19 protein-coding genes, 2 tRNA genes and 1 rRNA gene are annotated in these 22,920 nt (G+C 51.8%); 16 read left to right on the top strand and 6 right to left on the bottom strand.

Annotated features, from left to right (window positions below):
• Positions 1-325 precede the first annotated feature (325 nt).
• The 3 genes from NTZ04_01605 to mazG are packed head-to-tail and all read left to right on the top strand — an operon-like array spanning position 326 to position 4,366.
• A complete protein-coding gene (locus tag NTZ04_01605; protein ID MCX5991018.1) occupies positions 326-1,135 on the top strand; it encodes a tetratricopeptide repeat protein in 810 nt (269 codons plus the stop codon).
• Positions 1,136-1,140: 5 nt separating this feature from the next.
• Entirely contained in the window at positions 1,141-3,564 is a 2,424-nt protein-coding gene (gene gyrA, locus NTZ04_01600; GenBank protein MCX5991017.1) for a DNA gyrase subunit A, read from the top strand.
• A 22-nt stretch (positions 3,565-3,586) separates the two neighbouring features.
• On the top strand, positions 3,587-4,366 hold the full coding sequence (gene mazG, locus NTZ04_01595) for a nucleoside triphosphate pyrophosphohydrolase (protein ID MCX5991016.1): 780 nt from the start codon (positions 3,587-3,589) through the stop codon (positions 4,364-4,366).
• A 45-nt stretch (positions 4,367-4,411) separates the two neighbouring features.
• Here mazG and NTZ04_01590 read toward each other — a convergent pair.
• A tRNA-Pro gene (locus tag NTZ04_01590) sits at positions 4,412-4,489 on the bottom strand.
• 13 nt (positions 4,490-4,502) lie between these two features.
• Between NTZ04_01590 and NTZ04_01585 the strand changes: the two genes are divergently transcribed.
• The 8 genes from NTZ04_01585 (at position 4,503) to NTZ04_01550 (ending at position 12,956) form a co-directional block, all read left to right on the top strand.
• The gene (locus NTZ04_01585; protein MCX5991015.1) at positions 4,503-5,726 is read left to right on the top strand and encodes a cofactor-independent phosphoglycerate mutase; all 1,224 of its coding nucleotides are present in this window, start codon (positions 4,503-4,505) and stop codon (positions 5,724-5,726) included.
• A 14-nt stretch (positions 5,727-5,740) separates the two neighbouring features.
• Positions 5,741-6,958, top strand: coding sequence for an aspartate kinase (locus NTZ04_01580; GenBank protein ID MCX5991014.1), 1,218 nt, complete (start codon positions 5,741-5,743; stop codon positions 6,956-6,958).
• A gap of 158 nt (positions 6,959-7,116) precedes the next feature.
• On the top strand, positions 7,117-7,989 hold the full coding sequence (locus tag NTZ04_01575; GenBank protein ID MCX5991013.1) for a prephenate dehydrogenase: 873 nt from the start codon (positions 7,117-7,119) through the stop codon (positions 7,987-7,989).
• Positions 7,973-9,274 carry a 3-phosphoshikimate 1-carboxyvinyltransferase gene (gene aroA / locus NTZ04_01570; protein MCX5991012.1) on the top strand — a complete coding sequence of 434 codons (1,302 nt, stop codon included), beginning with the start codon at positions 7,973-7,975 and terminating at the stop codon, positions 9,272-9,274. Before NTZ04_01575 ends, aroA begins: the two co-directional genes overlap by 17 nt.
• A gap of 23 nt (positions 9,275-9,297) precedes the next feature.
• A complete protein-coding gene (locus tag NTZ04_01565; GenBank protein MCX5991011.1) occupies positions 9,298-9,588 on the top strand; it encodes a DUF370 domain-containing protein in 291 nt (96 codons plus the stop codon).
• A gap of 5 nt (positions 9,589-9,593) precedes the next feature.
• Positions 9,594-10,184, top strand: a complete 591-nt coding sequence (locus NTZ04_01560; protein ID MCX5991010.1) for a guanylate kinase — start codon at positions 9,594-9,596, stop codon at positions 10,182-10,184.
• A gap of 69 nt (positions 10,185-10,253) precedes the next feature.
• The gene (locus NTZ04_01555) at positions 10,254-10,799 is read left to right on the top strand and encodes a flavodoxin family protein (GenBank protein ID MCX5991009.1); all 546 of its coding nucleotides are present in this window, start codon (positions 10,254-10,256) and stop codon (positions 10,797-10,799) included.
• 306 nt (positions 10,800-11,105) lie between these two features.
• Positions 11,106-12,956 carry a fibronectin type III domain-containing protein gene (locus NTZ04_01550; GenBank protein ID MCX5991008.1) on the top strand — a complete coding sequence of 617 codons (1,851 nt, stop codon included), beginning with the start codon at positions 11,106-11,108 and terminating at the stop codon, positions 12,954-12,956.
• Positions 12,957-13,272: 316 nt separating this feature from the next.
• On the opposite strand, the gene NTZ04_01545 is transcribed toward NTZ04_01550, so the two are convergent.
• Positions 13,273-13,345, bottom strand: a tRNA-Ala gene (locus NTZ04_01545).
• Positions 13,346-13,570: 225 nt separating this feature from the next.
• On the opposite strand from NTZ04_01545, the gene ligA reads away from it, so the two are divergent.
• Together ligA and pth are read left to right on the top strand one after the other, a co-directional pair.
• Positions 13,571-15,583, top strand: a complete 2,013-nt coding sequence (ligA, locus tag NTZ04_01540; GenBank protein ID MCX5991007.1) for an NAD-dependent DNA ligase LigA — start codon at positions 13,571-13,573, stop codon at positions 15,581-15,583.
• Positions 15,584-15,592: 9 nt separating this feature from the next.
• Positions 15,593-16,150, top strand: a complete 558-nt coding sequence (gene pth, locus NTZ04_01535; protein MCX5991006.1) for an aminoacyl-tRNA hydrolase — start codon at positions 15,593-15,595, stop codon at positions 16,148-16,150.
• A 15-nt stretch (positions 16,151-16,165) separates the two neighbouring features.
• Here pth and uvrA read toward each other — a convergent pair whose 3' ends face one another.
• Both uvrA and rrf read right to left on the bottom strand, forming a co-directional pair.
• A complete protein-coding gene (gene uvrA, locus NTZ04_01530; GenBank protein ID MCX5991005.1) occupies positions 16,166-19,051 on the bottom strand; it encodes an excinuclease ABC subunit UvrA in 2,886 nt (961 codons plus the stop codon).
• A 393-nt stretch (positions 19,052-19,444) separates the two neighbouring features.
• Positions 19,445-19,561: ribosomal RNA gene (gene rrf, locus NTZ04_01525) — 5S ribosomal RNA — on the bottom strand.
• Between the two features lie 101 nt (positions 19,562-19,662).
• Here rrf and NTZ04_01520 point away from each other — a divergent pair.
• Positions 19,663-19,899: a hypothetical protein gene (locus NTZ04_01520; GenBank protein ID MCX5991004.1), complete on the top strand. Its 237-nt coding sequence runs from the start codon at positions 19,663-19,665 to the stop codon at positions 19,897-19,899.
• Here NTZ04_01520 and NTZ04_01515 read toward each other — a convergent pair.
• Positions 19,878-20,708, bottom strand: a complete 831-nt coding sequence (locus NTZ04_01515; protein ID MCX5991003.1) for a TraX family protein — start codon at positions 20,706-20,708, stop codon at positions 19,878-19,880. The two genes, NTZ04_01520 and NTZ04_01515, sit on opposite strands and share 22 nt — an antisense overlap.
• A 4-nt stretch (positions 20,709-20,712) precedes the next feature.
• Complete coding sequence (def, locus tag NTZ04_01510; GenBank protein MCX5991002.1) at positions 20,713-21,348, bottom strand: peptide deformylase; 636 nt, start codon at positions 21,346-21,348, stop codon at positions 20,713-20,715.
• 527 nt (positions 21,349-21,875) lie between these two features.
• Between def and NTZ04_01505 the strand changes: the two genes are divergently transcribed.
• Both NTZ04_01505 and NTZ04_01500 read left to right on the top strand, forming a co-directional pair.
• Positions 21,876-22,094, top strand: coding sequence for a hypothetical protein (locus NTZ04_01505; GenBank protein MCX5991001.1), 219 nt, complete (start codon positions 21,876-21,878; stop codon positions 22,092-22,094).
• Positions 22,095-22,157: 63 nt separating this feature from the next.
• Positions 22,158-22,325: a hypothetical protein gene (locus NTZ04_01500; GenBank protein MCX5991000.1), complete on the top strand. Its 168-nt coding sequence runs from the start codon at positions 22,158-22,160 to the stop codon at positions 22,323-22,325.
• Positions 22,326-22,920: the final 595 nt, after the last annotated feature.

Genomic DNA, 22,920 nt, shown 5'->3' with positions numbered 1-22,920 from the left:
GCCTTCCCCGGATCACCCTTGGAGGCATATGAGCTTGAGGTCTCTCAAACGCAAGGCTGCCTGGAACTATAGTTAGCAGGAACCAATATGGGACATTTCTAATGAGTCAAGAAAGAGGTCATTTCTAAAGAGTCTTGACATAAGGGTTTGAAATTCAGCCGACATGCTCCAAACGGCATAGTCGAGTAAGCAGGCTTCGGATTGCCGAATAATGATGGATATATAACCATCAATTCGCTTGCAAATTGGTTCAGCAATCACTAAAATCATCAGATATCTTTGGTGGAATGGATGCAGAATGCCATTCCTTACTTCGAGGCGTATATTGTCTCCGCAAGAAAATAGAGCAAAAATAGAACGCCATGCCAAGAAAGCCATCGCTCTGGCATTGCAGGGTCACTGGCAGGAGGCGATCACTGCCAACAGGAGTATCCTGGAGCTTTTCCCCGAGGATGTTGAGACATACAATCGCCTGGGCAGGGCCTTGATGGAAGTGGGCGAATATACAGCAGCTAAAGAAGCCTACAAACATGTATTGGAATTGGATCCCCACAACAATATTGCGAAGAAGAATCTTGATCGTCTCGCGCATGTCCGGGGGAAAGCACGTAAAGGTGCTCCCCACAAGGTTGTTGTCGATATCTTTGTCGAGGAGACTGGCAAGGCAAGAGTAGTAAAGCTTATCCATCTTGCACCAAAAGAAGTATTGGCGCAGATGGCTCCAGGTGGGGAAATAATCCTTTACATAGAAGGGCAGAGGCTGCTCGTTAAGAATGGGCGAGGTGAATATCTTGGCGAAGTGGAGCCGAAATACGGGTTACGTCTAGCCAGACTAACTGCAGCTGGTAACAAATACATTGCCGCCATAAACAGCCTGGGAGAGAATGAGGTAAAAGTGATTATCCGTGAAGTTTACCAACATCCCAGTCAGGCTGGACATCCTTCCTTTCCACTAAGGGAAAGAGAGGGATTTCGCCCTTATGTTCGCGAGACTCTGCTGAGACATAGACTGGAAGACGAAGAGCTGTCTGACGAAGCAGATGAAACAGCAGAGGCAGAAAGAGAGGGCTTCACTGTGGCTGACTTTGATGATTCTTCTGGTGCAGACGAGGAAAGGAAGTCCTGGCCCGAATGAGCGAGATGGAAATCGGAACAATCAAGCCCATTAAGATCGAGGACGAGATGCGGGTCTCATATCTCGATTACGCCATGAGCGTAATCGTCTCCCGTGCTCTGCCTGACATACGCGACGGCTTGAAGCCAGTCCACAGGCGCATACTCTATGCCATGAACGATCTGGGGATACGCCACAACTCGCCCCATAAGAAGTGCGCCCGCATCGTGGGTGAGGTGTTGGGTAAATACCATCCTCACGGTGATGCCCCAGTCTACGAGGCCCTGGTTCGTATGGCGCAAGATTTCTCTATGAGATATGAACTGGTTGACGGGCAGGGCAACTTTGGCAGCATTGACAATGACCCGCCCGCGGCAATGCGCTACACCGAGGCACGCCTGGCAGCAATAGCCCAGGAAATGCTTGTTGATATTGACAAAGAGACTATCGATTTTGCTCCAAACTTTGATGATACGCTGAAAGAGCCACTAGTCCTCCCCAGTCGGCTTCCCAATTTAATGGTCAATGGTAGTTCCGGCATTGCAGTGGGCATGGCAACGAATATCCCCCCTCATAATCTCTCAGAGGTTTGCCGGGCGACAGCATTCCTGATAGATAACCCCGAGGCTACGATTGATCAATTGATCGAACTTGTACCTGGCCCCGATTTTCCAACCAGGGGCAGTATCATGGGACGCGAAGAGATACGAAAAGCGTATACCACCGGCCATGGCAAGGTGGTAATCCGAGGCAATGCCCAGATTGAAGAAGCAGCCAAGGGGCGACATCGCATAGTCGTTACGGAGCTCCCTTACCAGACGAACAAAGCAGAACTAGTAGCGAAAATCGCCAACATGGTGAAGGACAAGAAGATTGAGGGTATTAGCGATCTGCGCGATGAATCGGACAGGCAGGGTATGCATGTTGTCATAGAGCTAAAGAAGGAGGTACAGCCAGAGCAGGTTCTCAATAACCTCTTCAAACGCACAGCCCTGCAATCTACCTTCTTTGTCAATATGCTGGCTCTGGTGGATGGGCAGCCTAGAGTCATTAGCCTCAAGGAGGCCATCCAATACTTCATCGATTTCCGTCAGCAGGTCATTGTCCGCCGGTCGCAATTCGAACTGAAGCAAGCTAAAGAAAGAGCCCATATCCTGGAGGGATTAAAGATCGCCCTCGACCACCTGGATCAAGTAGTTGCCATTATTCGAGCATCACGCAATACGGAGGCAGCGCGCAATGAATTGGGAAGTGCTCTTGGCCTCTCGGTAGTACAAGCACAGGCCATCCTAGACCTGCAACTCCGCCGCCTGGTGGCTCTGGAACAGCAGAAGATCCAGGATGAATATACCCAGACAATCAAGACCATTGCCTATCTCGAGGATCTACTGGCCAATCCCAAGAAGATACTCTTCCTCGTCAAGCAGGAAACTGAGGAGATCGGTTCCAAGTATGGAGATGCCCGAAGAACCAAGATCAGCGACCAGGAAGCAGTGACCTTTAGTGAAGAGGACTTGATTTCACACCAGGAGGTGGTGGTGACGCTGAGCAGCCGCGGATATATCAAGCGTGTCCCTATTGATTCATATCAGCTGCAACATCGAGGGGGGAAGGGTGTGAGGGGGATGACTATCAAGGAAGCTGAAAGCGCCTCCGTGTTCCTCCTAGCTGATACGCTTGATACATTACTCTTTTTCTCCAACAGGGGGAGGGTATTTGCTATAAAATGCTATCGCATCCCTCAGGATACATCGCGTACAGCCAAAGGCACACCCCTGGTAAACCTGCTCCCTATAACTACTGAGGAGCGCATAGAGATCGCAGTGAAGGCAGACTTTGCGCCCGGGAACTTCTTGTTGCTGGCTACCGCCAAAGGGAAAATAAAGAGGACGCCTATTGAGAAATTCATGTCTATAAGAGGCCGGGGTCTTGTTGCCATATCCCTGAGAACCGGCGATGAAGTAATATCTGCAAGATTAGCCGGGGAAAATGAGGACGTGCTCATGGTGACTGAACAAGGTAAGTCGATTAGATTCCCTGTGGGCAGCTTCAGAGCTATGTCGAGGGGCACCCAAGGAGTGCGTGGTATACGACTCAACCCGGATGACAAGGTAGTAGGCATGGAAATCGCCTATCCTAGAGCCCATGTCCTCACCGTAACGAGCAAAGGATACGGTAAGTTCAGCCTTGTAGACGCCTATCCATTGCAGCGGCGCGGTGGCAAGGGAGTCTTGGCTCACAGAGTCAGTGATAAAATAGGCAAGGTAGTTGCTGCCAGACTGACTTCCCGGACGGGAGAGCTTATGCTCATATCCGAGCGGGGAGTCATCATTCGTGTGCCCAAAGAGAGTATCCCCGTCCTGAGCAGGAGTACCAAGGGGGTAAGTCTCATGAAAGTGGACCCGGGCTATGAGGTCGCCTCGATTGCCTGCCTCGACGAGAACAAATAAGGCTGACCCCAAAAGTGAACCCATGTCTTACAAAAGAAGACGGGACAGCTTTGCTGCCTTAATCGATATCATTGCCAGGCTACGGGGGCCCGACGGCTGTCCATGGGACCGAGAACAAACCCATCTTTCCTTGAAGCCCACTCTCCTGGAAGAATGCTACGAAGTCCTGGAGGCTGTGGACGAGGGAGATGATAAGAAGTTATGCGAGGAACTGGGTGACCTGCTGATGCAAATAGCCCTCCATGCTCAGATTGCTGACGACCAAGGCAAATTCGGCATCAAAGACGTGTTGCAGGGGATCAATACTAAACTTATACACCGCCACCCTCATGTCTTTGGAGAAGCCAAGGTGAGCAATTCACAGGAGGTAATCTTAAGTTGGGAGGCCTTGAAGCAGAAAGAACGGGGGGTGACCCCTCTTCTCGCTGGTCTGCCAAAGGGAATGCCTGCCCTGGCCTACAGCCAGGCCGTGCAGCGACGCGCTGCTAGAGTTGGCTTCGACTGGAAAGACATCGATGGAGTTGTCGAGAAGCTTGGTGAGGAGGTCGAGGAGTTGCGGCAGAGTGCGAACCACGAAGAAAGAGCAAGGGAATTTGGTGATGTGTTGTTTGCTCTCACCAACGTTGCCCGATGGCTAGATGTGGAATCGGAAGAGGCCCTGAGAATGGCCAACGAGAGATTTTGTCAGAGGTTTGGTTACATGGAGAAGCATTGCCTGGAGCGAGGAATTGTACTCAGCAGTCTATCGCTCGATCAGCAAAACGAATTGTGGGAAGACGCCAAAAAGGCCATTTCATCATAGAAGGATCAAAGGTTACTCTTTGCGGGAATACTTCTGGGACTAATCTGGTCGGGGTGAGAGGATTTGAACCTCCGACCTCAGCGTCCCGAACGCTGCGCGCTAAACCAACTGCGCTACACCCCGCTACAGGCATTATATGACCTCTGTACGCAGAACTCAAGGGAAAACGAGATATGCTGTGCTCGTAGGGGACGGTATGGCAGACTATCCCCTCAAAGAACTCGGCGGGCACACTCCTTTGGAGGTAGCCAAAATCCCCAACATGCATGAGATTGCCAGGCAGGGCCAGGTAGGTCTGGTTAGAATGATCCCGGCGGGCCTGCCACCAGGGTCCGATGTGGCTATCCTTTCTATCCTGGGCTACGATCCCAAGCAGTATTACACCGGGCGCGCCCCCCTTGAGGCAGCCCATCTGGGGATTGAGCTTTCTCCAGAAGAAGTGGCCTTCCGCTGCAATCTGGTCACAGTGGATAAAGAACGAATTATTGATTACAGCAGCGGGCACATCAGCAACAAAGAAGCAAAGGAACTGGTCGAATTCCTGAACCTGAAGTTGGGAACCGACTCCATCAGGTTCTACTCCGGTGTAAGTTATCGCCAGATTTGTGTGGTCAAAGATATCAAACTCATGCACGTTGACTGTACTCCTCCCCATGATGTGATCGGAGAGCCCATAGACAAAAATATGCCCAGGGGTAATGGATCCCAGCTACTGGGGAATCTCATGAAACAGTCCCGCGAATTGCTCTGCAACCATGAGATCAACAGGGATCGTATTAGTAGAGGGCAAAATCCAGCCAATATGATCTGGCTCTGGGGCCAGGGTGGTACTCCTAAAATACCTCCGTTCAGGGAGCGCTTTGGAGTCAGTGGCAGTGTCATCTCGGCGGTGGATCTCGTAAAGGGGATAGCTAAACTTGTTGGCCTTCAGCCTATTGAAGTGCCCGGGGCCACAGGCTATTACGATACCAACTATGAAGCTAAAGGAGATTATGCCATCAAGTGCCTGGATAAGGAGGACTTTATCCTTGTCCATGTAGAGGCGCCTGACGAGGCTGGGCACAACGCCGATCTGGACCAGAAAATCAAGGCTATTGAGAGTTTCGATCGCTATGTTGTTGGCCCCATTATGGAGAAGCTGGGAGGACGATCGGCCTTTCGGATACTGGTCCTGCCGGACCACCCAACCCCGATTCGCTTACGTACTCATACAAGTGATCCGGTGCCCTTCGCCTGGTGTGGCCGCGGAATCACGAAAGACGAAGCTGAGACTTTCAGTGAATCAGAGGCTGCTCAGAGCAGTTTGAAGGTGGATGAAGGACATCGGTTGATGGGACGTTTCATCAGCAGCCAAAAGTGATAGAATAAGCAGCAATGTCTCTAATCGTACAGAAATACGGCGGCAGCTCAGCAGCAGATGCTGAGAAGATCAAGAATATCGCTCGACGTGCAATTGCGACCAAGGAAAAGGGCAACAAGGTAGTAGTGGTAATCTCAGCTATGGGAGACACTACTGACGAGCTCATAGACCTCGCCCATCAGATTACCAGCCAGCCTGATGAAAGAGAGCTGGACACCCTGCTCTCCACAGGTGAGATTATCTCCAGCACACTGCTTGCCATGGCAGTGAAGTCCTTTGGCCATAAAGCGATCAGCCTCAGCGGTGGGCAGGCTGGAATCCAAACAGATGGCATCTACAGCCAGGCTCGGATTCGTTCAATTGACCCTCAGCGAATCTTGAGGGAGTTGGATAGAGGCAACGTAGTAACAGTCGCCGGGTTCCAGGGGGTGACAGAGAATAACGACATCACTACCTTAGGTCGTGGCGGCTCCGATACTACTGCTGTAGCACTGGCGGTAAGTCTGAAAGCAGACATGTGTCACATCTACACTGATGTGGAGGGCGTATTTACTGCTGACCCGCGCCTTGTTCCTGAGGCACTCAAGTTGAAGGAAATTGATTATGAGGAGATGATGGAACTGGCCACGTATGGAGCCAAGGTAATGCACCCGCGGGCTGTAGAAATAGGACAGATATACAGCATGCCGATACTGGTAGCTTCCAGTTTTAATGATAGTCCCGGAACGGTCATCCATGGAGGGTTTCCAATGGAAGTACGAAATAAGGTTCGAGGTATCGCCCATGACCTCAATGTAGCTAAAGTCACCATCCTTACTGTCCCAGATCGCCCTGGCGTAGCCAGTGCGATCTTTGAGCCCCTGGCTGAAGCAAAGGTTAGCGTGGATACCATTGTCCAGAATGCCAGCATTGATGGGACAACCGATCTCACATTTACTGTTGCCCGCAACGATCTCAGAAAGGCTATGAAAGTAGTAGATTCTGTTGCCAAGTCGATCGGTGCTAAAGGATGCGCAAACAATGCCAAGCTGGGGAAGGTCAGCATTATTGGAACGGGGATGCAGAATACTCCAGGATACGCAGCTCGGATGTTCAGAGCACTCTACGATGCCGGCATCAATATTGAGCTTATCACCACCTCAGAGATAAGGATCACCTGTATTGTCGACGAGGCCAAGGTGCCTGAGGCTGTGCGTGCTCTGCATAAGGCTTTTGAGCTAGACAAGGAATAGGAAGCTGGCTCTGCAAGGGGCTTTCACCTGTGTTATGAGTTTATTGGCAGTGAAGTGCGCTCTGTTGTGTGATGTTGAGATCCGCACCTCCTGATCAACTTCCTACCAAAAGTTCTGCGATATCAAAAATCAAGAGAAACCCTGGTTCCTAAATATCAATGAAGAAACATATTGCGATCATCGGACTGGGGCTAATCGGTGGTTCCATCGGTTTGGCTCTAAAGCGTTCCGGACTGGAAAACGCTGAGGTCACAGGTTACGCACGCAATCCGGAAGTTGCCAGCAAGGCACTGAGGCTGAGAGCTGTGGACAAAATCGGAGAAAGTCTTACCTCAACTGTTGGCAAAGCAGACATTGTCATCCTGGCAACTCCGACAATGGCGATAAAGGATATCCTGGAGCAGATTGGCCCTCACCTGATTTCAGGCTGCATCGTTACCGACACAGCCAGCACAAAGACAAAAGTTATGGAGTGGGCCGAGCAATACCTGCCATCGAGAGTAAACTTCATTGGCGGACACCCCATGGCAGGGAAAGAATCCGCGGGTATCGATGTGGCTGAGGCCAACCTTTTTCAGGGCCGTACTTATTGCCTTGTCCCGGGGCGAAATTCTTCCCCGGCTTCAATTCAACTCATGGTAGAACTGGTGGGAAAGATGGGGGCTAATCCCCTGTTTATCACAGCCCTGGAACATGACAATTTTGTGGCGGGGATCAGCCATCTGCCTTTCATTCTCTCCTCTACCCTGGTAATGGCGACAACCAAAAGCCCTGTCTGGAAGAAGATGTCCGGGTTAGCTGCAACAGGATACCGGGATGTGACCCGCCTGGCTTCACAGCACCCGCGAATGAACCGGGATATCTGCCTGACCAACCGGGAGAACATACTTCTCTGGATCGATGAGTTTTCCAGGGAATTGAGCCGGTTCCGCCAGTTAGTGGCCGACAACAGCGAAGATATGGAGAAAGCCTTTATGCAAGCGCGGCAGGCACGCGAATCATGGCTTGAGGACTATGATAAAAGAGATTAGCTCCTGCTCTATTCTGAGAGGTGAGGTCACCCCTCCGGGTGACAAGTCCATCTCCCATCGGGCGGCTATCTTAAACAGCATCGCCGAGGGGAAGTCGAGGATAGTCAACTTCTCTCCAGGAGCCGATTGCGCTTCTACCCTGGCCTGTTTACAGGCCGTGGGCGCGAGCATAAAACAGGTCCACTCCACACCCCTGACTATCGAGGTTTACGGTGCAGGGAGAAAAGGTCTGTCTGAAGCCGAGGATGTGCTTGATGCCGGCAATAGCGCCACCACCATGCGTCTGTTGACCGGGTTACTGGCTGGTCAGCCATTTCTCTCTGTAATCACCGGTGACAGTTCGCTGCGCAGCCGTCCTATGGGACGAGTCATATTGCCCCTGCGTTTGATGGGGGCCAAAATCTGGGGCAGAGGAAGAGATACACTGGCGCCGCTGGCTGTCAAGGGGCAGGAACTTCATGGTCTCAACTACTCTCTGCCGGTTGCCAGCGCCCAGATCAAATCAGCGATGTTGATCGCCGGTCTTTTTGCTCCACAGGGGAAAACGACTGTCTATGAGCCATCGAAATCACGCGACCACACTGAGCGGTTACTACAGGCTATGGGGGTGACTCTGGCAGTGGACGATACGTGCGTTATCCTCACTCCCCCAAGGACTCCCCCACAGTCTGTCGATGTGCTTATACCGGGCGATATAAGCTCTGCAGCTTATTGGCTGGTATTGGGGGCGATTCACCCCGATGCAAAGATCAAGATCAAAGACACTGGCATCAATCCCACCAGAACCGGGATCATCGATGTCCTGTTAAAGATGGGAGCAAACCTCAAGATAGAGAATCAGCGTTCGGCAGGCAATGAGCCGTTTGCTGACCTCACTATTGAGTCAAGCGAACTAAGCGGTATTGAGATAGGTGGCGATCTTATCCCCCGGCTGATCGATGAGATCCCGGTGCTGGCAGTAGCGGCCTGTGTTGCCAGAGGCGTTACCACCATCAAGGATGCTGCGGAACTGCGCGTCAAGGAAACGGACAGAATAGGCCACCTGGCTAAAGAGCTTTCAAAGCTGGGGGCAACCATAGAGGAATTGCCCGATGGCATGGTTATTCATGGAGGAGCAAAGCTTCGCGGGGCAAAATGCTCGAGTCACCATGACCATCGGTTGGCCATGGCTTTCGGAATAGCAGGGGCAATCGCCGGCGGCAAGACTCTGATTGAAGAGGCTGAAGTTGCAGAAATCTCCTACCCTGCTTTCTGGCAGCACATGGAATTGTTAGAGACAAGTTAAACACAAATGGGGGGGAAAGAAAGATGACTACGGAACTGGTCCATCTCGGTTTCAGCAATATGGCGGCAATGAATAAGGTTATCGCTGTTATCTCGCCCAACTCCGCACCGGCAAAGCGCCTTGTCCACGAAGGCAAGAACAAAGGGAACGTCATCGATGTTACCAATGGAAGAAGGACAAAAGCGATCCTTGTAATGGAAAACGGACATATTGTCCTGGCTGCCATTACCCCTGAAACTATCGCAGGAAGAGTAGTAGCAACACGCGTGTCTGAGTCCAAAGATCTCGCCGATGAGTGTTGCCAGGAGGAGTAAACAGAGTGTCTTTGCTTGTGGTCTTATCAGGGCCCTCCGGGGCGGGCAAGGACGCCGTCCTCAGTAAAATGAAGGAGTCAGGATTCCCATTCTACTATGCTGTAACAGCAACAACACGTCCCCGGCGAGCAGTGGAAAGCGACGGCAGAGACTACCGTTTCATATCAGAGGCAAGGTTTCAGGACATGTTGCAGCGTGGATATCTGCTGGAGTCAGCCAGGGTCTATGGCTATTGGTACGGGGTCCCCAAGATGCAGGTGAAGCAAGCTCTGGATGAAGGAAAAGATGTCATGCTGAAGATGGACGTCCAGGGTGCAGCCACGATAAGGAGACTGCTGCCGGCGGCCATACTCATTTTCCTCACCCTCCCTTCAATGGAAGAATATGAGCAGCGACTGCGGTTGCGCAAGACCGAGTCTGATAGTGATCTGAAGGTACGCCTGGGAAAGGTGAGTGATGAGATGAGGAGCTTGGCCATCTTCGATTATATGGTCATGAACCGCCAGGACGAGCTGGATGCAGCCGTATCCCAGATCAAAGCCATTGTGACGGCCGAAAAATGCCGGGTGAATCCCCGCACGGTCGAGCTGAAATAGGCAAATAAGTCAATCGGCATGGTATTATTCAGGCAAGCCTAGCCTGTTTCAACAGTACGAGTCCCGAAAATGAAAGTAGTCGGTGTTTGTGGGTCTCCGAGAAAAGGCAATACTGAGTGGATGCTAAGAAAGCTTCTGGAAAGGGCTGCCGAAGCTGGGGCCGACACGGAGCTGATCTTGCTCAGGGAGAAAGATATCCAGGGGTGCGATGGTTGCCTGGGCTGCGAGGCCGGAGGGAAGGCACGAAGGGGAATCTGCAGGATTCACGATGACATGCAGCAGATCTATCCCAAGCTGATTGAAGCCGATGGCCTTGCTCTTGGCACACCGGTCTACTTTGAGATGCTGTCTGGTTTGCTCAAGAACTTCATGGACAGAACCTGCCCCATCTGGCCGATGCTTGAGTCAAAGCCCATTGTTGGGATAGCTGTAGCAGAAGAAGGCATTGGGAAGGCTGTACAGAACTTGAGGACGTACTCGTCTGTGTGTGGTATGCGATGGGTTGGGCATGTTGCCGCTTTGGCAAAGAATCCAAAACAGGTGTCAAATGACAAAGACGTGGAGCGCCGCTTGAACCGGTTGGGAATCAAGCTTATCGATGTGCTGAGGCACTAAGGTGCAAAATGGAGCTGGGGGTACAAAGGGCAGAACCCACACCACTGCCTTCAGTCTGGCATAATCGCACCATGGTAGGCTCCTGTGATTCACTGGAAGGCTGGTGCCAGATTGGGGAGTAGAATCCCCCTGATATCCCCGGGTATCAGAGAGGGCCAGTTGAGGCCATTTGGCGGCTTTCTATGATGTCAGGCTGTTCCCCTTCGTTCTGTATCCAAGCTGAGTTTGGTCTGGTATAATGCTTAGCGCGATTCAACCGGCAAGATACGGACTGTAGATCACAATCGAAATGGGGGGCAATGCTCGATGAGGTGGATACGTGCAGTTGGCGCAGTATTGATGTCTGTGGTGTTGACTCTTGGTTCGACAAGCTGCGCTAAGAAAGACGCTAGCCCACCAGTGGTCTCGGATGTGGTGGTCTCTGGCATTGGCAAAACCACCGCTACTATTGAATGGACCACCGATGAGGCAGCCGCTTCTCAGGTAGACTACGGAACCACGACCGCCTATGGCATATCATCGACCTTAGATGACAACTTGGTGACCAATCATGGTGTGGCATTGGTCGACCTGGCAGCAGGCACCACATACCACTTCAGAGTCAGAGCAATAGACGCAACCGGCAATGAGTCTGCATCACCGGACGCCAGTTTCTCGACCGATCTGGATTGGCCCTTTTTAGGATCGATTGACATCGCCGAAGCTACTGCTGGGGAAGCTCTAACCTGGTTGGTACAAGGGGTTACCCAATTCTCGAGGACCTACTCGATGCCAGAAGTGTCCTTCACCATGACAGACGCTCCGTTGAAAAACCGGCGGAATGGGCAGATATCACCAACTCTCCTTGCCGGCTACTTCTTTCTTCAATGGGACATATCAAGCACCGACTTCGAGAAGTACGCCAATACGATCAATGCTCTGTTCATTCGATCTGCACTGATGTCATTCGTTGACTATGCGAACAACCGAGTGTTCCTACCCTGGAGCCGCCAGTCAACCCAGATCCCAACCGATGTCGCTGGTATCATCCGGGTCTGCAATGATCAGCACATTCCAGTATTCGTGCAGGTCAACGACTCGGATTTCATTCCAGGGCCGACGGGTACAGGACTTGAATCATTGCAGCCGAGTAACAATATCGCCAATACGCTGGCATTCCTAAGGACTCTGAAGTCCAACTCCTTGTCTGTTACCGGAATCACCTTTGGCGATGAAATAGAGGACAACAATGATACCAACAGTACTGGTTATGGGCCATACAGGCCGAATCTGTACAATTCAGACTATGTTGGAAGGTTCATATCGTATGCCAAGGCGATCAAGTCCGAGTTCCCCGAATTGAAGATCTACGCCTTTGACTCATACATTGCTGCTACCCGTGGGCGAGTTTCACTCTACTGGGACTGCCTTGAACGCATACGAGAGGCAGAGATCCAGGAAGGCAGGGCTCTACTCGATGGATTCTCGTTCGGGGAGAGCTACGTCTATATGGATGACCAAGGCAACGTCATGGACTCCCAGTCAATCCTCGATGATACTGAATCGTTGTATCGTGATACGCCTGTCTACAGGTACGACTTTGACGGAACAAGACACCCGGATCCCGACGCGGGGTACCTGCCGCTACTAGTGAGCAAGACACGAGAGATATTTGGCCGGGACATTGACATTGGGATAAGAGAGTATCTCCCGGCTGGCGCCTTCTGGATTAGCGAGATCGACACTTCCCGATACTCTGATATGGATTTCATCATTCATTTCAGCGATATGGTCGGAATATATGCAGAACTCGGGCTTGACTACATATCCAAGATCATGTTTGGGGACTCAGTCAACCAGCACAAGGCATACTTCGACCGTCAGGGAAATCTCGGCCCAAATTTCCCAGTCCACAAACAGCTGGCCGAGAGGTTCTCTGGGGAGATATTGGAGGTTGGTCGCACTGTTCCATATGATGATTTGAAAGTCAAGGTGTACGGTACGCATAAAGGAGACAGCTACTTCGTCATGATCTTGAACAAAGACGTCGATAGGGGACACACGATTCAAGTGACGCTAGATGACCGCTTCGACTTGACGCTTCGCCTGCCGAAACGCAGCTACACTTCGCTCACTGTCAGTTCCGAAGGGATCGAAGTATCAACCATTCAGGGCTAGAAGACCTGACTAGATGGAATCGCAGGCAGTCCCCTTAGGCAGCCGCGGCTGCTTGTCGCTACGCTGCAGGGTGTCCTCAGCCCTCCTAGAACATGTCTAAGTGCTGGTGCTTGATTCGGGAGTAAGAAAGAATCATACCCCTGCTATCAGAGGGGCCAATTGGGGTCATTTGGCGGCCTTGCAGGCCCCCAGGTTCAGGCTGAGCCCTCTATACCCAAGGTGAGGTTCGTCTTATTACGGTGATGGGTCACTCACAGTGGCACATTTCGCCAACACTCAGCAAGTGATTTACCAGCTTCTGCTACACTTTTGCAAGTGGAGCTGGGGAGACTCGAACTCCCGACCTCCTCCGTGCAAGGGAGGCGCTCTCCCAACTAAGCTACAGCCCCACATCAGCGACCAGGAAGGGGTAACTTGGGCCGCGTCCTGGTTTCTCAACAGAGATTCGCTCTCTGGATTTTAGCATTGCTAATCTGACAGGTCAACGCGCTTCCTAACCCAATCAGTTGACAGGCGAGCTTGCCTGTCCTTGAATTCAGCAGGGCTGTGAGTGATATACTTAGGCGAAGGTTTACAAATAGACTTCGCTCGAGGTATGACAGGCTGTGGACGGACTGGACGATATAAAGCAAAAAGTCGAGAAACTCCGGGCCTTAATTAACTACCACAACCATCGCTACTATGTGCTGGACAGCCCCGAGATAAGCGATGCTGAATATGACGGGTTGATGCATCAACTCGTGCAAATCGAGGCTGAACATCCGGAACTGGTTACTTCTGATTCGCCAACACAGCGGATAGGCGCAGCTCCGGTAGAAGCGTTTGGGGTGGTGGAGCATCGCCTGCCTCTGTTGAGTCTGGGCAACGTCTTTTCCCACGAAGAATTGCTGGCATGGCACAAGAGGATATTGAACCTCACAGAAAGCCAAGATTTAGAATTTGTTTGCGAAATCAAGATGGATGGGCTGGCGATAGCTCTGACCTATGTTGACGGAAGACTCGTCACCGGAGCTACCCGCGGCGATGGCTACCGCGGTGAGGATGTGACTCAAAACCTGAGGACCATTAAGAGCATCCCGCTCTCCGTTCCTAGAGACGCCCCACCCAGGTTCGAGGTGAGGGGGGAGGTGTATTTCCCCAAGGCTGGTTTCAAGAAGTTGAACGAGGAAAGAGCCAGGGAAGGACTGCCTCTCTTCGCTAACCCCAGGAACGCCGGCGCCGGTTCGGTGCGCCAGCTTGATCCCCGCATCACGGCACAACGTCCGCTCGATATCTATGTCTATGCGCTGGGATATGCCGAGGGCAAGAGTGTGCCTGATACACATTGGGAACGAATGGAGTACCTGAAACACCTGGGGTTCAAGGTGAATGCTCACAACAGGCTGTGCAGGAGCATTGAGCAAGTAGAAGCGTATCATCGGGAGTGGGAGGAGAAAAGGGAGAGCCTGCCCTATGATGCTGATGGTATTGTGGCCAAGGTGAACTCGATTGAGATGCAGGAGAGGCTCGGTTTTGCAGCACACGAGCCAAGATGGGCCATTGCCTACAAGTTCCGTGCTACCCAGGCTACCACAGTTCTAGAGGACATCGGTATCAATGTGGGAAGGACAGGCAGCCTCAATCCTTATGCAATCTTGAAGCCCATTTCTGTAGGCGGTGTGACGATAAGCCGTGCGGCATTGCACAACGAAGACGACATCAGGCGTAAGGATGTCCGGATAGGAGACACAGTGATTATTCAACGTGCCGGTGAGGTTATTCCTGAGATTGTTGGGCCTGTCGTCAGCAAGCGCACGGGGAACGAGAAGATGTTCTCCATGCCATCCCGCTGCCCTGCCTGTGGGGCTGAAGTGATAAAGATTGAGGATGAGGCCATGCACCGCTGCACCAACGCTGCCTGCCCCGCTCAGGCCCTGGAGAGATTGAAACACTTTGTCAGCCGGGGTGCTATGGATATTGAGGGGGTGGGTGAGAAGTTGTGTACCGCCTTATTTCAAAGCGGGCTGGTGAAGGATGTGGCTGATATCTACAGTCTTGCTCAAGAGCAGCTGCTGGGGCTGGAGCGGATGGGTGAGAAAAGCGCTTCCAATATAATAGACTCAATTGAGAAGAGCAAAAGCCGGTCTCTGGCACAGGTTCTCTTTGCCCTGGGCATACCTCAGGTGGGTGCAGAGACTGCCACGCTTCTGGCATCCAGATTCCCGAGCCTTGATGAATTAGGCAAAGCTACTGAGGAAGAGCTGCGCAGTATTCCATCTATCGGTCCCAAGATAGCTGGGAGCATTGTGGCTTTCTTCAGACAGGAAGACAACAGGCGCATAATCGAGAAATTGAGGAAGGCGGGAGTCGAGCCGAAGGGAGAGGCACCCGCAAAGCTTAGTGGGATGCCCCTAGTCGGGAAGGAGTTTGTGCTCACTGGAAGGTTGGATTCTCTCACCCGTGAAGAGGCAGAAGCCCGAATCAAAGCACTGGGCGGCACAACAGGCTCGAGCGTTACAAAGAAGACGACTTATGTAGTAGCAGGCGCTGATCCAGGTTCCAAGTTAGATAAAGCCAGGAACCTGGGCATCACGGTGCTCTCCGAAGAAGAGTTCCTGAAGATGACAAACTGGGAGTCTCAGGCATAAACTGAGTCCATGAAGCTGATTATCGGTTTAGGCAATCCGGGGAAGGACTATTCCCGCAATCGCCATAATGTGGGGTTTCGCTGTATTAATTATCTGGCAAAAGCGCATGGCATCTCTCTGGGACAGCGAAATTGTCAGGCCCAACATGGTATGGGTCAAATAGCGGGTGTAAAGGCGGTTCTGGCCAAGCCGCGGACCTTCATGAACCTGAGCGGCGGATCTGTAAAGCTACTGGTACATAGATTCAAAGCCACGCCTGCTGATATAGTGATTATTCACGATGATCTTGATCTGCCAGTCGGCAAAGTCCGCCTTTATTCTAATGGAGGGTCAGGAGGACACAAAGGAATAGTGTCTGTTATCGCCATATTGGGAAGCCGGGACTTCGTTCGAATTCGGGTTGGCATAGGTCGTCCTGTGACAGATACCGATGCTGCCGATTATGTACTCGGCGATTTCAGCCCCGCAGAATTGCCTGCGATTGAGGAGGCAATTGCCAAGGTTGGCGAAGCTGTACCCTACCTGTTGAAGGAGGGATTGGCAGCAGCTATGAATAAGTACAACTAGTCCGCCTTTGGAGTGCTACCTCAGGGCAGGCCTGGCAATATTCTGACCGGACCTCTCTATCAGAGGCCGCAAATACTGACCGGTGAGACATCTGTCATTCCGGGCTATCTCCTCAGGTGTTCCTGTGGCTACTATGTAGCCACCCTTTTCGCCAGCCCCAGGGCCGAGGTCAATGATATAATCGGCGTTCTTAATTACATCCAGATGGTGTTCGATAATGATCACCGTATTGCCGCCTTCCACCAGCCTTTGCAGCACGGCTAACAGAGCAGCCACGTCATGAAAAGAAAGACCGGTGGTAGGTTCATCCAGAATGTAGAGGGTCCTCCCTGTAGACCTTCTGGAGAGCTCAGAGGCTAGTTTTACTCGCTGAGCTTCCCCGCCGGACAGTGTGGTAGCTGGCTGGCCAATCCTCATATAACCGAGGCCTACATCGTAGAGTGTCTGCAATTTAGGCTTTACCCTGGGGAAATGCTCGAAGAATCCCAGGGCTTCCTCAACACTCATATCCAACACTTCGGCGATATTCTTACCCTTGAAACGGACCTCCAGGGCCTCTCGATTGTAGCGTTTTCCTTTACATAACTCACAGGCTACAGTGACATTGGGAAGGAACTGCATCTCGATCTGAGTGTAGCCCTGCCCCTGGCAAGCCTCACAGCGCCCTCCTTTGACATTGAAAGAGAAGCGACCCGGGGTGTATCCCCGCATCCTTGCTTCAGGGACTTGAGCGAACAGTTCGCGGATAGCGGTGAAGGTGGTGGTATAGGTGGCCGCGTTGCTTCTCGGAGTCCGCCCAATGGGGGACTGGTCGATGTCAATTACTTTGTCAATTTGCTCTAACCCGAGTATTTCATCGCATTCACCCGGCCTGTCCTTGGCTCTGTAAAATATCTGAGCCAGCTTCTTGTAAAGTATCTCTTCAATAAGCGTGCTCTTGCCGCTGCCTGATACCCCGGTAATACAAACGAGCATTCCCAGAGGGATATGTACGTCAATATTCTTCAGGTTATTATGCCGCGCTCCTTTGATAACCATCTCTTTCCCTGACCCGCTGCGGCGTTTGAGGGGAAGGGGTATCTCTTTCTTCCCGCTGAGATATTGACCGGTTATGGAGTCGGGACAAGACTTGATGTCTGCTATAGTCCCGGCGGCAACAACTTCTCCACCATGCTCACCGGCACCAGGCCCCATGTCGATGATGTAGTCGGCAGCCAACATCATCGCCTCGTCGTGCTCGACGGTGATCACAGTATTCCCCAGGTCCCGCAGACGTTCCAATGTGGTAATCAAGCGGCGGTTATCGGCAGCATGCAGGCCTACCGTAGGCTCATCACAGATGTAGAGTACCCCCATGAGCCCGCTCCCTATCTGAGTAGCTAAACGAATCCGTTGAGACTCGCCCCCACTGAGGGTAGCCGAAGGTCGATCCAACGTGAGATAGTCCAAACCTATGTCTATGAGAAAGCCCAGGCGCGCTCGAATCTCCTTCAGTATTTGATGCGCAATGGTAAACTCACGGGGACTTAACTTAGGAGTACTGGCCTTGTCATCACCGATGGATCGTATCCACTCAAGGGCTTCGGCAATCGACATGGAGGTCACATCTATAATGTTCTTTCCATCGATGGTTACGCCCAGCGACTCCGGTTTGAGCCGCTTCCCCTGGCATGTAGGGCAAAGGTAGGAAGTCATGTAGCGCTCGATCTCGCTGCGGCTATAGTCAGATTCCGTGTCTCTGTAACGGCGCTCCAGGTTAGGGATCACCCCCTCGAAGCTCGTGTGATAGTCACTGGCTCTCCAGTAGCGATCTCTGTGCACAGCCTTCGACCCATCCTCGTTGCCGTAGAGGATAATGTTCAGTTGTTCCTGTGAGAGTTCTTCGACTGGTACGTCAGTGGAGAGACCATGGCGCCGGGCCACTGTCTCCACCATATCTTCATACCAACTGCTCATGGAACCTGCCCGTGCCCAGGGCCGAATAGCGCCCTCAGCCAGACTAAAACTCTTATCCGGAATGACCAGTTCAGGATCGATTTCCAGCTTATGGCCCAAACCGGTGCAGTCAGGACAGGCCCCATGGGGACTGTTGAAGCTGAAAGTTCGAGGGGCAATCTCTCCCACGCTGATCCCACAATGAACACAGGCAAAGTGCTCGGAAAACAGCAGTTCGTCTCCATCAGCTATAGAGATAAGCACCACTCCCGCACCCAACTTCAGAGCGGTTTCCACCGAATCGGCAACGCGGCTGACGTCCGTTGCCTCTTCAATAATCAAACGATCGATCACAGCCTCAATTAAATGCTTCTTGTTTTTGTCGAGCTGGAATTCCTCAGACAGGTCATACATGCGCCCATCGACTCTTACCCGTACATATCCTGCCTTCCGCAAATCTTCAAAAATTGCCTGGTGCTCGCCTTTGCGATCCCTCACCAGGGGGGCCATAATCATGATGCGGCTGCTCAGGGGCAGGGCTAGAATTGAGTCGACGATCTGCTGTACCGTTTGCTGGGCGATTTCGCGTCCGCATTTGGGGCAGTGAGGATGACCGACGCGGGCGAACAGCAGCCTCAGGTAGTCATAGATTTCGGTTACTGTCCCGACTATGGAGCGCGGATTGCGCGATGGGCCTCTTTGGTCGATGGATATGGCAGGCGAAAGGCCATCGATATAATCCACGTCCGGTTTTTCCATCTGTCCCAAGAACTGGCGTGCGTAGGCAGAAAGTGATTCCACATACTTGCGCTGTCCTTCGGCATAGATGGTGTCAAAGGCCAGGGAACTCTTGCCTGAACCTGATACCCCTGTGATTACCACCAGCCTATCACGTGGTATAACCACATCGATATTCTTCAGGTTGTGCTCCCGAGCTCCCTTGACCAGAATAGAATCTATCGACATCGTCTTAGTTAATTGTAACACTGCTGAGATTGACTACCAAAGCATCTCCCATTCAGGTTAGCCAGCCCAATGCACCGAGTGGAAGGTATCCCCAAGAAGCTTTTGTGAGAGCTGCAATCTCTCATGCCATAATAACCCACAGTATGCTCAACTGGTCTGATCTTGAATAAGCATCCCTGGCAGGGTTTCCGCAGCACCTCTTTACATCAGTCCAAGAAGCACTTTGTCTACCAGTGACCTCAAGCCGGATTGCAATGATCTGCGTTCTGATAGGAGTGATTCCCTTCGGTCAGCTCGCAATCCTAAAATGGATCACATTACGCCAGGGATCATCTGTGTGGGGACATCAACCAATCGACTGCAGTACATATGGTCTTGAGAAAGAATAATGCCTTCTGGCAGCGACATATTTTCCCAGGGAGTTGCCCCCTCAGTATCGTCTGCGCTGAGGCGTTTCACTTCCGTGTTCGGGATGGGAACGGGTGGGTCCACCTCGCTCAAGCCACCAGAAAGCAAGAAGTATTGTAACACATTCCTTGTGAGCAATCAAATTGCATGTACAAATTTGTGGATGTTCTACGATTATGACAGGGGTTAAGTGCTCAGGGAAAATGTCACCCTATGACGGAGACGGTGACATTGAACTGGAAGGAACAGAAGAGGCTAATGGTATTGAACAAGATGGGTGTGGGGTGGATGGGGGCCGGGGAGGCGGCTGGGGTGCTGGGGCTTTCGGTTCGCCAGACGAGGAGGCTTTTGGCGCGCTACAGAAAGGAGGGCGCAGCAGCTTTGGCACAGTGCGGCGTACTGCTTTCGGTTCGCTCGGTCAACGCAAGATAATGCGGTAGACAATCATGAAGGCAGCAAGGTGGAAAAAGTAGATTTGTAGAGAATAGCGGGACACATATACTAACAGCATCCTCATCCACCTTGGTTCAACCCGAAAAGTGCGAAATTTGTAGTTCAGGAATGTGGCGAGATTCACGGTGAACAGAATGCCGAGCAATGGAATAGCAAAGAGAAGCACATGTACTGACACGTCGGAATTCCATATGAGGAGCCCGACCGTCTCAAAGAGAAAATGAATGCCCACTGTGGCACAAATCCAGGAACGGCCGAGCGGATGGCGCTGGCGTAGCAATCTCGCTCCTATTGCATAGGAGAGGCCGAGGGTGCCATATTCCAACACGAGGTAGGTAGGAAGACTCAAGACCATCAGAATGCCCAGGAGAATCAACAGGGATTCGGTGCGCATTTCTGCTGGGTCGAACCTGTCCAGAATTGCCTTTATCAGCACGAAGCTGATTAATATGTTCACCGGCAGCATACGTTCAAACAAGGTAGGAGCGGTACTGGTCAGAATTTCGATAGTCCACAGGGCAATGCCGAGAACTAGTATCTGTAATTTGAATCTATATGAACCTGAATATCCCACTAGAAAGAAGAAGAGTCCGGCTGCCATGCGGCCCACCAGACGGAACCAGACATTGTCATCCACGAAGAATTTGCCCGTGTGGTCTATGACCATCGTCAAGATAGCCATGACCTTAACCAAGTCATGGCTGTTGACGTCTATGCCATAGCGGTAGACACTCCTCACTGGGATCACCATGGCCTTCAGAGGGCCTGCAGCCACGCCGTCCTTCGCTGAAGCCATCAATTCACCGCGCCTTTCTTTCTTTCATTCTGTTGGAGATGTACAATCCAGACGCCACGGAGAGAGCAACTGCATAGATGACAATTGCCCCGACCACTACCTTACTATCAAGATTGAATTTCTTGGCGTAGTCTATGATGATAATCCCATCCAGATGGTCAATTTCATGCTGAACCATGCAGGCATCCGAGCCTGTTACCTCTAACGTGGCTTCTTCGCCGCTCAAAGTAAGATATCTCACCGTTATCCGGTCACTTCGAGTCACCTCCACCTTTCGTCCTTTTGGAAGACTGAGACAGGACTCGATGTCGGCACTACTTCCTTCTCGTGCAATGATTTCAGGGTTAACCATGACGCCAATCTTGAACCCCGACGTAACACCATTGCCGAGTTTCACGGCTATGATTCTCCGTGATACGCCAACCTGAGGGGCTGATAGGCCATGGGCATCTGTCTTCTCTAACGTGTCTACCATCAGCGTGGCGAGTTGTCTTTCCTCCTCACCTATGTCCCCAACAGGCTGGGCAACGTTTCGGAGGACCTCGTTTGGATACATCACAACTGGCAGGGTCTCCTTTTTGCCTGCAGAAACCTTGTCAGCTATGGTGTAGCCGCCTACCACTGCTAAGGCAGCAATCATCAAGAGGAGGACGAGTGCCTCAGTCTTCCAGCTGATTGCTGTTCGCTTCGGCTTGACAGTCCGAGTGATAGTAATTCCTCCACTCTTATGATTAGTCTTACCTTGGCCTCATGACCAGTGGCTATAGTCATGTGGAAGTGGAATATGCCTGGGACAATAGCATGACTGACCAGAACGTGTCAACCTATGATGTGGGAACCATTGATGGGTGTCATTATCTTAGAACTACCACACATATGTTGACACGCAGCCCAAGGGATGTGATAGAATCTCATTCAATAAACGAGGATTCTGATCCATGCCACTACATGATATTATTAGTAATGTGGTTATGAAAACACTGATGCTGAGCCACGCGTTATTCGAACGCTGGGTGGAAGTCGCAAACATTTCAGACAACACTACGCCGGTGACGATATCGTTGCAACCAGGTGGGGCAAGTTTTTTTCAATCGCTCACGACTCTGACCGCTAATGGCGCAGCAAGGATAGCCGATCTCTCTAGCGTCGTTCTCTGGAGCATGACCCATGTCGTTTCCTAGTCTTCTGATAGCCCTCCTCGCTGATTTTCTGGCTAGTGCCGATGCCTATCTAGCCAACTGTGTAAATGTACCCGCAAATGCTAGCGGACCGCTGGATCCCAATATCACCTTGACGGGGCCTGGAGTCGAGCTAGTCCACGAACTCGCGCGAACTGCAATTAGCTGGTCAGCCACACTGGCCTTGACGCTGCGACAACTCGTCTAGGAGTGTGTCCGAGTAATACCTATGCTGAGCGTGGGCGACCTTGATTTTTGACTTCTTCTAGGCATGGCCAGCCTATTACTCGGACAGGCTCCTAGCATCCTGGTTGTAGGAGTCGGCACAGCAGTCGAGATTCTTTGCTATGCTCAGAATGACATCAATGACCTGAATGACACGAGTGAGATAAATGACATGAATGAGATGAGTGACATCAATGACCTGAATGACACCTGAAAGCCTGCCGTCCTGACAGTGGGCAATATATCAATATTGAGCAAAGGCGAAGGGGCTACCCCCATAAAGCGAATGATGCCCATTCCTGCGACTGAGTAGTAGGTCAAGCTGCCTGAAAACCCAGTCCTGCGTTGTTGCTCAACCTATCCCACCAACCGTCTATCCTACAACAGCGCATCACGTACCCAGAGTCCCGCTATAGGATGGTTTGGCTTGGCGGAGGCCCCGTGAGATTGACAAACAATTTCCTCCAAAGAGGCACGAAGGATAGCTGATGGCTCATAGTTCATGGCTCATGGCAGAGATTGCTTCGTCGTCCTTCTGCGGAAGGACTTCTCGCAATGACACGGCGGGCGGTTCGCGAACCACCCCTACGACCCTGGATTCCCGCTCCCCGTTTTCACGAGGACAAGCTTCGCGGGAATGACATGGTCAGGTCATCCTTCTGCAGAAGGATAGTTGATAGCTCATGGCTCGTAGCTGATAGCTCGTAGCTCATGGGCACCTGGATTCCCGCCGTGTCAACTCATTTAAGAAGGTAACCCAACGGTGGCCTGTTGAATCATGAAAGATGTCACCATACGGGGGTCCAGCT

The organism is Chloroflexota bacterium (assembly GCA_026389585.1).
Lineage (GTDB): Bacteria > Chloroflexota > Dehalococcoidia > UBA2247 > RBG-13-53-26 > JAPLHP01.
The sequence above is the reverse complement of the archived record's forward strand: the minus strand, read 5'-3'. Positions and strand labels throughout refer to the sequence as shown.

Bases quoted from the DNA above. Each gene is read 5' to 3' on its own strand.
- gyrA (MCX5991017.1), top strand. From the start codon at position 1,141: ATGGAAATCGGAACAATCAAGCCCATTAAGATCGAGGACGAGATGCGG.
- mazG (MCX5991016.1), top strand. From the start codon at position 3,587: ATGTCTTACAAAAGAAGACGGGACAGCTTTGCTGCCTTAATCGATATC.
- NTZ04_01585 (MCX5991015.1), top strand. From the start codon at position 4,503: ATGACCTCTGTACGCAGAACTCAAGGGAAAACGAGATATGCTGTGCTC.
- NTZ04_01580 (MCX5991014.1), top strand. From the start codon at position 5,741: ATGTCTCTAATCGTACAGAAATACGGCGGCAGCTCAGCAGCAGATGCT.
- NTZ04_01575 (MCX5991013.1), top strand. From the start codon at position 7,117: ATGAAGAAACATATTGCGATCATCGGACTGGGGCTAATCGGTGGTTCC.
- aroA (MCX5991012.1), top strand. From the start codon at position 7,973: ATGATAAAAGAGATTAGCTCCTGCTCTATTCTGAGAGGTGAGGTCACC.
- NTZ04_01565 (MCX5991011.1), top strand. From the start codon at position 9,298: ATGACTACGGAACTGGTCCATCTCGGTTTCAGCAATATGGCGGCAATG.
- NTZ04_01555 (MCX5991009.1), top strand. From the start codon at position 10,254: ATGAAAGTAGTCGGTGTTTGTGGGTCTCCGAGAAAAGGCAATACTGAG.
- NTZ04_01550 (MCX5991008.1), top strand. From the start codon at position 11,106: ATGAGGTGGATACGTGCAGTTGGCGCAGTATTGATGTCTGTGGTGTTG.
- pth (MCX5991006.1), top strand. From the start codon at position 15,593: ATGAAGCTGATTATCGGTTTAGGCAATCCGGGGAAGGACTATTCCCGC.
- uvrA (MCX5991005.1), bottom strand. From the start codon at position 19,051: ATGTCGATAGATTCTATTCTGGTCAAGGGAGCTCGGGAGCACAACCTG.
- NTZ04_01520 (MCX5991004.1), top strand. From the start codon at position 19,663: ATGTCACCCTATGACGGAGACGGTGACATTGAACTGGAAGGAACAGAA.
- NTZ04_01515 (MCX5991003.1), bottom strand. From the start codon at position 20,708: ATGGCTTCAGCGAAGGACGGCGTGGCTGCAGGCCCTCTGAAGGCCATG.
- def (MCX5991002.1), bottom strand. From the start codon at position 21,348: ATGATTGCTGCCTTAGCAGTGGTAGGCGGCTACACCATAGCTGACAAG.
- NTZ04_01505 (MCX5991001.1), top strand. From the start codon at position 21,876: ATGTCGTTTCCTAGTCTTCTGATAGCCCTCCTCGCTGATTTTCTGGCT.
- NTZ04_01500 (MCX5991000.1), top strand. From the start codon at position 22,158: ATGGCCAGCCTATTACTCGGACAGGCTCCTAGCATCCTGGTTGTAGGA.